This is a genomic window from Bradyrhizobium sp. Ken01 (assembly GCF_055807355.1).
Window position 1 is genome coordinate 1 of record NZ_JBVVPC010000099.1, and the last position, 8,048, is coordinate 8,048.

Annotated in this window: 6 protein-coding genes; all 6 read left to right on the top strand. The window is 59.4% G+C overall.

Features of this window, described 5'->3' with window-relative positions:
* Window positions 1-1,007 precede the first annotated feature (1,007 nt).
* Complete coding sequence (locus AC0L3S_RS38400; protein ID WP_473285075.1) at window positions 1,008-1,178, top strand: hypothetical protein; 171 nt, start codon at window positions 1,008-1,010, stop codon at window positions 1,176-1,178.
* A 662-nt stretch (window positions 1,179-1,840) separates the two neighbouring features.
* Complete coding sequence (locus AC0L3S_RS38405) at window positions 1,841-1,978, top strand: hypothetical protein (protein WP_473285077.1); 138 nt, start codon at window positions 1,841-1,843, stop codon at window positions 1,976-1,978.
* A gap of 1,145 nt (window positions 1,979-3,123) precedes the next feature.
* Window positions 3,124-3,393, top strand: a complete 270-nt coding sequence (locus AC0L3S_RS38410; RefSeq protein ID WP_473285079.1) for a hypothetical protein — start codon at window positions 3,124-3,126, stop codon at window positions 3,391-3,393.
* 1,098 nt (window positions 3,394-4,491) lie between these two features.
* Window positions 4,492-4,707 carry a hypothetical protein gene (locus AC0L3S_RS38415; RefSeq protein ID WP_083869768.1) on the top strand — a complete coding sequence of 72 codons (216 nt, stop codon included), beginning with the start codon at window positions 4,492-4,494 and terminating at the stop codon, window positions 4,705-4,707.
* 1,474 nt (window positions 4,708-6,181) lie between these two features.
* The gene (locus AC0L3S_RS38420; RefSeq protein WP_473285081.1) at window positions 6,182-7,711 is read left to right on the top strand and encodes an SUMF1/EgtB/PvdO family nonheme iron enzyme; all 1,530 of its coding nucleotides are present in this window, start codon (window positions 6,182-6,184) and stop codon (window positions 7,709-7,711) included.
* Between the two features lie 17 nt (window positions 7,712-7,728).
* The coding region (locus tag AC0L3S_RS38425; RefSeq protein ID WP_473285083.1) for a DUF4399 domain-containing protein at window positions 7,729-8,048 on the top strand (320 nt) is incomplete at its 3' end.

Below are 8,048 nucleotides of genomic sequence, written 5' to 3' on the forward strand. Positions count from 1 at the left end.
AACTTCCGTCTCTGCATGACCACCTCCGGCTTGATAAAACACCCAATCTCGGTGTCCATCAAACCGGCAGCAGCTCATACAGATCTACTTCTCTGTGGATTATGCGCGCAAGCCTCTGGATTTGCATCTTTTGAGCGTACCGACTCGAACGACGATGCTTTTCTTGAGAAAACTGCATTGGGATGGAGACAAACTGGTGGCCCAGCTCGGTTCTGTTTTGGCCGCGATAGCTTTGGCACTCACCGCCTACTTTGCCCTCGCCGCTTGGCACGCAACTTCGGATGCCACACCCGTCACGCGGTGGGAACCACCTGCGGCGCTGAGGCAACACTAGACGACTAACTCGCGTCGGCGGTCATTTGTGAACGGCCGGGCTTCTTCAATGCCGCTAGGCTCGGTCCCATTGCGAGATACGCGATGGATAAGCCGAAGCCAATTATACCTGTCGATTTGTTGCTTGCCGTAGCCGTAAACGTGCTCGTCGCGGTTGGCGTCTACTACGTGATCATCCTCTGGGGTCTGTTGGAGGGCTGAGCCCGGACACTCGATCAGTGGGCCTCTTCGTTTGGCGGCCCATGCCGTCCACGCTGGCCGGACTTCGAGCTGAGCGTATTCCCTTCTTTGCATGAGACTAGGATGATGGAATATCTTCACGCATTCTGCTCGTCCTTGTGCTCGGATTGCTCCCCGTTGCCGACGCCGAACCAAGAAGGAGTGGATCGCCTTGCGCTGGAGACATGGCGCATTCGGACCGTTTATCGCGGTCGGCATCCGCGTCGGCCTCGGCAGCAATTTTCCTGTGAGCATTGGGACGCTCTGCCTATGGGCTAGTCCCGATACCGGCAGAACTCGTCTCCGTTTCCATACTCGATGCAAGTCTTGACGCGAGGATAGGGCCGCATTTCCCCATAGTGCCTTCCTTCATATCGGCCTTTGCCGCGGCTCGGCGGCCAATATCCGCGATCCATGTCATCATCTTCGCGGCGCCAGCTTTGGCCCATGGTTCGATGATCCTCATCTTGGTCTGTCATTCGGCCCATCTGGCGATGCATCTGACGCATGCGATCCATATCCATGCGGTCCTCGCTGTCCTGCCGGGTAGTCCAATCGCGGTTGATCCGCGTGTCCTCAGCGCTGTGACGATCTCGATCACGCGCCTGATCGGATTGCTGCGGTGAACCCTCTGGCTGGACGGGTGCCTTTTGCACTTGGACTTGGTCCGGCTGTCGAGGCGCTATCTCCGGCCGAGCTTGAGGAGACGCTTGGTCAGTGTCTGGCGCTGATTGCTGAGCGGAGGCAGCAAAAGGCATGAAACTGGAGACCAAAAGCAGGATTGCAGCCGTATCTGTTCGACGCATAATCTCACCTCCCGAGTTTGCTCTCTAACCTCGGGACACGAATTTAGTTCTTATGAAAGAGCCGGTTCTGGATGCGAGCCCATATATCGAAGGGTGCGACGCCGAGAGCCCCGGCGACTTCGGCAGTGGGCCAGCCGTACCCCAGTTGCGAGCGCCCGGCGAGAACCTCAAATGTGATTCCGATGTCGCCGCGATCGCAATGAGGCCCAGCACCAACGATAGGTTCCTCAACGTTTGCATTTAAACGGTGCGCAACTTGAGCTGCGCGGGCTGCCCGGGTGCGAGTGAATCGAGCGTCGTGCCGTCACACATCGGATTTGTCTTTCACAGCTTTCGGCACCCTGGCCCAGGGTGGGACGAACTCGCTCGCTGCCGCTCCACATGCGCAAGGCCATGCGGGCATTGAACCGGGATCACGTCGCGGAGTTCAACTCGGAGGGCAAAGAGCCGCATTGGGGCCGGCGCAAGCTGAAGAGAGATCAATGACGGTCTGGATTTACGATCAGGGCGAGGACATGAAGGTGTTCGCAACCGAGGAGATTGCGCAGGCTTGGCTCGACGAGAACGATCCGGACGGCGTCGCCTTCGAGTACGAGGTGATCGGCTCATCTGACGCTTGAAGAAACGCAGAACAAGTAGCGAAACCAGGGCGTGTATTCAGTTTCGATACACGTGATCTAAGCGAGTACAAGGCCCGCCGACTTGAGCTAGTGGGCCTATTGTTTGTGCGAGCTGCACAACATTTCTGCGCGCTAGCCCCGCGCCGACAGCGTTTTGTTGAGACGCGGGTCCTTGGGGCGACACCTCACACCTGAGCCTCGCGCCATCCACCTGCGCAGCCCCTGTCGAGTGCACCGGCAGGGGCTTGTTTCAAGGCCCGCCAGCGCGAGCTGCTATTGCTGCTTAGTCGAGACTCAGTTCTCATTCTGATCATCAAATTGCTCGCGGGGGGCGATCATGAACGGCGAAGCCGGATGCACGGTTTGTTGCCAAGCTCGACTGCTCAGGGGCTATTTTTCCGGTGGCCGAAGGCTACGAGCTTAGGTTTTATGACTGCGCGAGCTGCGGCAGCGATCTGTGGCTAGTTACGAGAGCGTCGCGATCATCGGCCCCTAAGCAGCAAGGCGGAAGAGCCCGCCGAGGTACGCGGCTCAAGCCCAGGGCGCCTCTCGTGCCGCAGCTAAGAAAGCCCCGGCAGCGTGAATCGCGGCTGCTCTTCTTAGGGTGAAGGCCATCGCTGCATCAACGTCAACGTCCGGCGCGACGTCCGTAGCTACTTCGACCCGGTACCGGTATTTGCGGGAGCTGTGGATGGGGCGCTGGCCGGAGAACCAGCGCCCGACCCGGTCGTTGTTGCCGGGTTCGTTGAGCTGGTTTTGGCTGCGGGCGCGCTGGTCTGGTTTGAGGCGGTCTGGTGATTACCATTGCTATAGAAAATGGCGGCGACCGCGGCGATCACGACAATTGCGACGACCACCCAGGCTATGGGGTTGTCGCGATAATTCCTATCTCGATTCATCATGCGGAATCCTCTTGGGCTAGAGAGCCAACAAACCTGAGATTCCTTTAGCGTTCCTATCGTCTGTAGCGCCCGCTTTGGCCGCCCCTTCACAGGCGCGGAATTCAACATGTCAATGGCCGCTGCAATCGCCCCGTTGACTTGCGGATTGACGCGCTTCCGCACGATCTGTGCATATTTCCCGAACTTGCATGACAGCCGCGGGCAAGTCAGGCCAAGCATGGGCTGGAGATTATGATTCCAGCGATGAAGCACGTCACCGAACGCCCTGTTGCCGATCCACAAGCAGCAGCGCGCAAGCTGATCGAGCTCGCCGCCACCATAGAACCGGTCCAGGACGGTCGAATCCACATCGAGAAAATCAGCTATCCCTTCCTCTACACGTTCAAGGGAAGCGGCACGGAGTTCGGCGCAGGCATCAGGTGCGCTGTCGAAAAGGGCTGGCTCGAGATGCACGAAAGCGGGACCTATGTGCGGCTGCTGACGACCGGGCAGGATCTGCAGTCGCTCGTATAGGAACCTAGCATCGTTGGCCGGCTTGCTGTCTCGCTAGCTCGCCCAAGCTGGCGGAGCGGCCCCGGCCTAACCTATCCTAGGACCCTCCAAGCCGGGGCCGTCTCTTGGGCAGTTAGTGAGGAGAAACGAGAGCCGCCACGCTAAACGCGACTACGCAGGCGGCAGCCAGTGACCAGAGCGCTATTGCGATCTCTTTGGGCATCAAAACCCATGCGGCGGCGGTTCTGAAGTTCCAGCGCGTCAGCCTATGCCTTGTAGAGTAGGACCCCCAGCTCTCGGGCTTGGCGCCGTACCGAGCTGACGCGCCGTCGCATGGCTTTTGCGGCTTCCGTCGCTGTGCTGCGTCTTTGGGCAAGTTGGACGAGTTGGGCCAACTCCTGCTGACTCCACTCACTCTTCGGTCGCGGGGAATCGGTGACGAGTTCCATACGCAAGTGTGTCCCACCAATGTTAACGGATTCCGAATTGGGGCACCCGGTAGCTCAGCCGCCAACTCGGCTCTGAGTTCGTCCTCCAGCTCGCGGATATGCTTCGCAGTTGGGCCGTCCGGAAAGTCTTTCGCGAGCTTGCGACAGTGTGCCAGCTTTCGCTGAATTGCCAAAATATCCCGGTCTATTTCCATGGCCGTAAACCGCCTTCGACCGCCACCTTATCATATGCCCAATTTGAATAGGTGACAGCTAAATCAAACTGGCGCCAAGGCATTTCCTGCAAAAAGCCGGCCTCAGAGGATGATTCCTGAGGCCGGAAGTTCTACGCGTCGCTCCGAGATATCGCCCGGAGCTGGAGACGAATGCGCCCGCATTGCCGGTTGTTCCCGACCTTGATGGACTGCGGCGCCGGCTCACTGATGCATGTTAAGCCTGCTGCCGATTGTGAGATAGATCATATTGCACGCCGGAAACGCTGCAGTACGATCACCTCACCGGGGCTGGCTACATATTTCACTTAGATCATTTTACCCGGAATTTTTGACCGCGCTGGGCCGCAGCAGTCCCCCTGCTGCGGCCTTCGTGTCCACGGCGCTTAGCGCGATCAATCTGGCCGCCGTACTTTTGTACCAATGACTTCGGCGCCTGTGCCATTGGAGAAGGTATTATGTCCAAAGAGAAAAATTGCCTGATCGTTCGTGCTGCGGGAAGACAACTGGACCTGCTACGCGGCGAAGCCTCCCGCATCGCTAAAGGCAGCAACGTCGATTGGTGGATCGATCAGGCGGAGGTCGGCACTCGCTTCTGCTTCGAGGATACAAAAGCAAAAGAGTCATTCGCTCTCGCTTGTGACAACTTCGGTATTCCCTGCCAGGACGGCTAGCCGGCGCTTTGGCATCTGACGAGTAGGCCGCCACGTGAACCGGGGCCTCAACCCGACATTAACGCAATCGGCGCAAGTTAGCTGATGGGACGGGGCCGTGGGGGACATGCGCGGCCTTGTGCTTGGGGGAAGGCCCGCCACAGCCAGCCCCGGCGGTGCCTTTCCTCACCAATCTGCGTTAAGCACGGTTCTCATTGTTGCTGTTACTCGGCAGATTTAATTTGAAATTAACCGAATCGGCCATGTAGGATTTTCGGACCGGGGCTGGCTACATAGTTCACTTAGATCATTTTACCCGGAATTTTTGACCGCGCTAGGCCGCAGCAGTATCCCCCTGCTGCGGCCTTCGTCGTGCCGCCTGCGGCCTCTGGATAACGCCTCGGTGAATGAAACCGTTTCCTGCCTTGCGCGAAGCACTCCCGAAATAGTCCGAGTCTAACCTCCGCTCATCAACGAGGGGATTTCAAAATGATCACGCTCAAAGCAATTACGCTTGTTGTCGGTGCCGCATTTATCTTCGAAATGTATTCGGGTGATCTGGGCGCAGACGTGGTTCTCGCCATCGTCGCTTGCCTGTCCTAAGCGGGTCCTCAAACACGCTCGTCGCGTCTGACTCCACCTATCTTCCGTTCGGCATCCGGCTTCAGCTCGTCATCATTGGCGGCGCTGTCCCTAGGCAGCATTTTGCCGGTGCGAGCTACTGCTCCGCATCCGCTCGGTCAGCCGCGCAACTCTGGTGGCGCCTTCCTTCGGCCCAGAACATCACACGCCTCCCCAGCAACCTCGTGAGGATCCTGGGCGTCGGAAGAAGCTATGCGAGGCGCGTCCGGCAAGTTTTTGAGCCGACGCCTTTTGGGTACTGCCGGGACCCGGTGACGTGCGCGACATCGTTGTCCTCCATCGCAAATCGTGCCAGCGCAACAGGTGGGGGTCTCTGAGGTGCTGGGCGCCAATGATCTTGGTCCCTAGCAACGCTTTATGGTCAACGTCAGGATGAACACTGGTCCCGTCTCATTGATGACGCGAAGGGTCCAACTTTCACCCGGCCGTAGCCCGTGCTCAACGTCACGGGAAAGCCGAAGGGCCGCTCCCAGGCTGCTTCGACGTCTTGAGGTCTTCCCCGTATGGTCAGTATGGGGGCGACCTCCTTCAAAGCGAAAATAGTACCTCGCATTCCGTGCAATGCCGAAAGGTATCAGAATGTTCTGGGACCGGCTGCAAGCAGCCCTATCGTCTTCGCCGCTGACATGCTCTCACGCCGCCCCATGATCGCGGCGTTCAATACGTACGCACGACAGTCATCGGCGGCGAGACCGCGTCCGACGGCCGGCAGGTAATCTGGGATGGCATTTCGATCGGCAACGCGATACAGACGAGTGCTTCGACATTGTCTGCGTTCATCGATGGTTTTTTGGAGTTCGATCCTTTTGGGGATCGTATGCTGCGTCGCGTTCGCCATTTTTGTGGGACCGCTATGGGCGAAATTCGCAACTTCCGATCCGGGAACAACGGTGACCCCCCATCACCCGGCGTGGGGCCTCGCCGTCTGGCAGCGATCATTGTCGGTGACATCGCTTCCTACAGCCGCCTGATGCAGGCCGACGAGGAGGGCACGCACGTCCGCGTCAAGCGGATCGAGCGCGATCTCATCCAGCCCAGCATCGTCGAGCACCATGGGAGCCTGGTGAAGACGACGGGCGATGGCTTCATCGCGATTTTCGACAGTCCGGTCGAGGCCGTGCGATGCAGCATCGTCATTCAGCAAAACCTCATCGGCCGCAACGCCTCGCTTCCGAAGGATACCCGGATCGAGTACCGGATTGGCGTCAATCTCGGCGACGTCATCGTTGAGTCGGATGATGTCTATGGCGACGGCGTCAACATCGCCTCACGCATCGAGGGCATTGCGGAGCCTGGTCAGGTCTACATCTCGGGGGCAATCTACGAGCAGATCAAGCACAAGGTGGTGTGCGGCTACGAGTCGCTGGGAGACCGGAAGGTCAAGAACATCACCGATCCCGTGCGCGTCTATCGCGTGCTGCCGGATGCAGATGCAGTCGGCAAGACCAAGGGCCGGCGCGAGAATATCTTGATCTTCCTCCTGAGCCTCACGCTGCTGGTCATTGCGACCGGCGTGCTGTGGTACCTGCTGACGCAGGCGCCGAGCAAGGTGAGCGAGCAGGCCGCCCTGCCCGCCGCTTCTCCGGCCGCATCGCCAAGCCCGCAACCTCCGCCTCGCGAAGCGGCGTCGCACACGCTGCAGCCTTCTCCCTCGTTGGCTTCGTCGCCTCCCTCGCCCGCTCGGGTGCCAAGTCCATCGACAGTTCCCGTCCCCGAACCCGAGATGGTCGCCATTCGCGGCGGCAGCTTTGCAATGGGAAGCAACGACGACCCGACCGAGCGTCCTGTCCATCAGGTGACGGTTAAGCCGTTCTCGATCGGCAAATATCCGGTGACCGTACAGGAATGGAACGAGTGCGCCGCTGCAAAGGCGTGCGGCTTCACGGCCATCGGCAAGGACGATGCGCCGGTCAGCAATGTGAGCTGGACCGACGCGCAGCAATATGCGGCTTATCTCGCCCAGGCGACGAAGAAGACTTATCGGCTTCCGAGCGAAGCCGAATGGGAATATGCCGCGCGAGGCGGAACGCAGACCAAATATTGGTGGGGCGACAAGCTGCAGCCGGGCATGGCCGGTTGCAAGGATTGCGGTGATCTCGCGGCCGAGCAGCCGGCGAAGGTCGGCAGCTTCAGGCCGAATCCGTTCGGGCTCCACGACATGGGCGGCGGTGTCGATCAGTGGGTCGAGGACTGCTGGCACAAGACTTATCAGGGCGCGCCCGGCGACGGCTCGGCATGGAGCAGCGGGGACTGCAGCGCTCATGTCCTGCGCTCGGGCTCCTGGAAGAACGATTCACGATATGTGCGGCCATCCAACCGCGATGGCTACGACACCAACGTTCGTTATCCCACGCACGGCTTCCGCGTGGCGCTCAGCCCTTAAGTGGAGGAGTTGGTTTGATGCAGATCCTTCGTTGCGTCGCGCTGGCGGCGGCGCTCGCTTTGCTCCCGGGTGCAGCCTTTTCGCAAGGCAAGGCAGCGCCCAAGGACGCAAAGCTCTATTTCATCACCCCGCATGACGGGCAGAAAGTCCGCGGCGGATTCTGGGTCCGGTTCGGCTTGCGCAACATGGGAGTGACCCATGCCGGCGATGAGTATCAGAACGCCGGTCATCATCATTTGCTGATCGACGTCAACGACCCCATCGATCCCAAGGAGCCGATCCTGCAGGACAAGTCGCATCTGCATTTCGGGGCAGGGCAGACCGAAACGCTGCTCGA

Excerpts from the sequence above, each read along its gene's own strand:
- AC0L3S_RS38400 (WP_473285075.1), top strand. The coding sequence starts at position 1,008 with ATGATCCTCATCTTGGTCTGTCATTCGGCCCATCTGGCGATGCATCTG.
- AC0L3S_RS38405 (WP_473285077.1), top strand. The coding sequence starts at position 1,841 with ATGACGGTCTGGATTTACGATCAGGGCGAGGACATGAAGGTGTTCGCA.
- AC0L3S_RS38410 (WP_473285079.1), top strand. The coding sequence starts at position 3,124 with ATGAAGCACGTCACCGAACGCCCTGTTGCCGATCCACAAGCAGCAGCG.
- AC0L3S_RS38415 (WP_083869768.1), top strand. The coding sequence starts at position 4,492 with ATGTCCAAAGAGAAAAATTGCCTGATCGTTCGTGCTGCGGGAAGACAA.
- AC0L3S_RS38420 (WP_473285081.1), top strand. The coding sequence starts at position 6,182 with ATGGGCGAAATTCGCAACTTCCGATCCGGGAACAACGGTGACCCCCCA.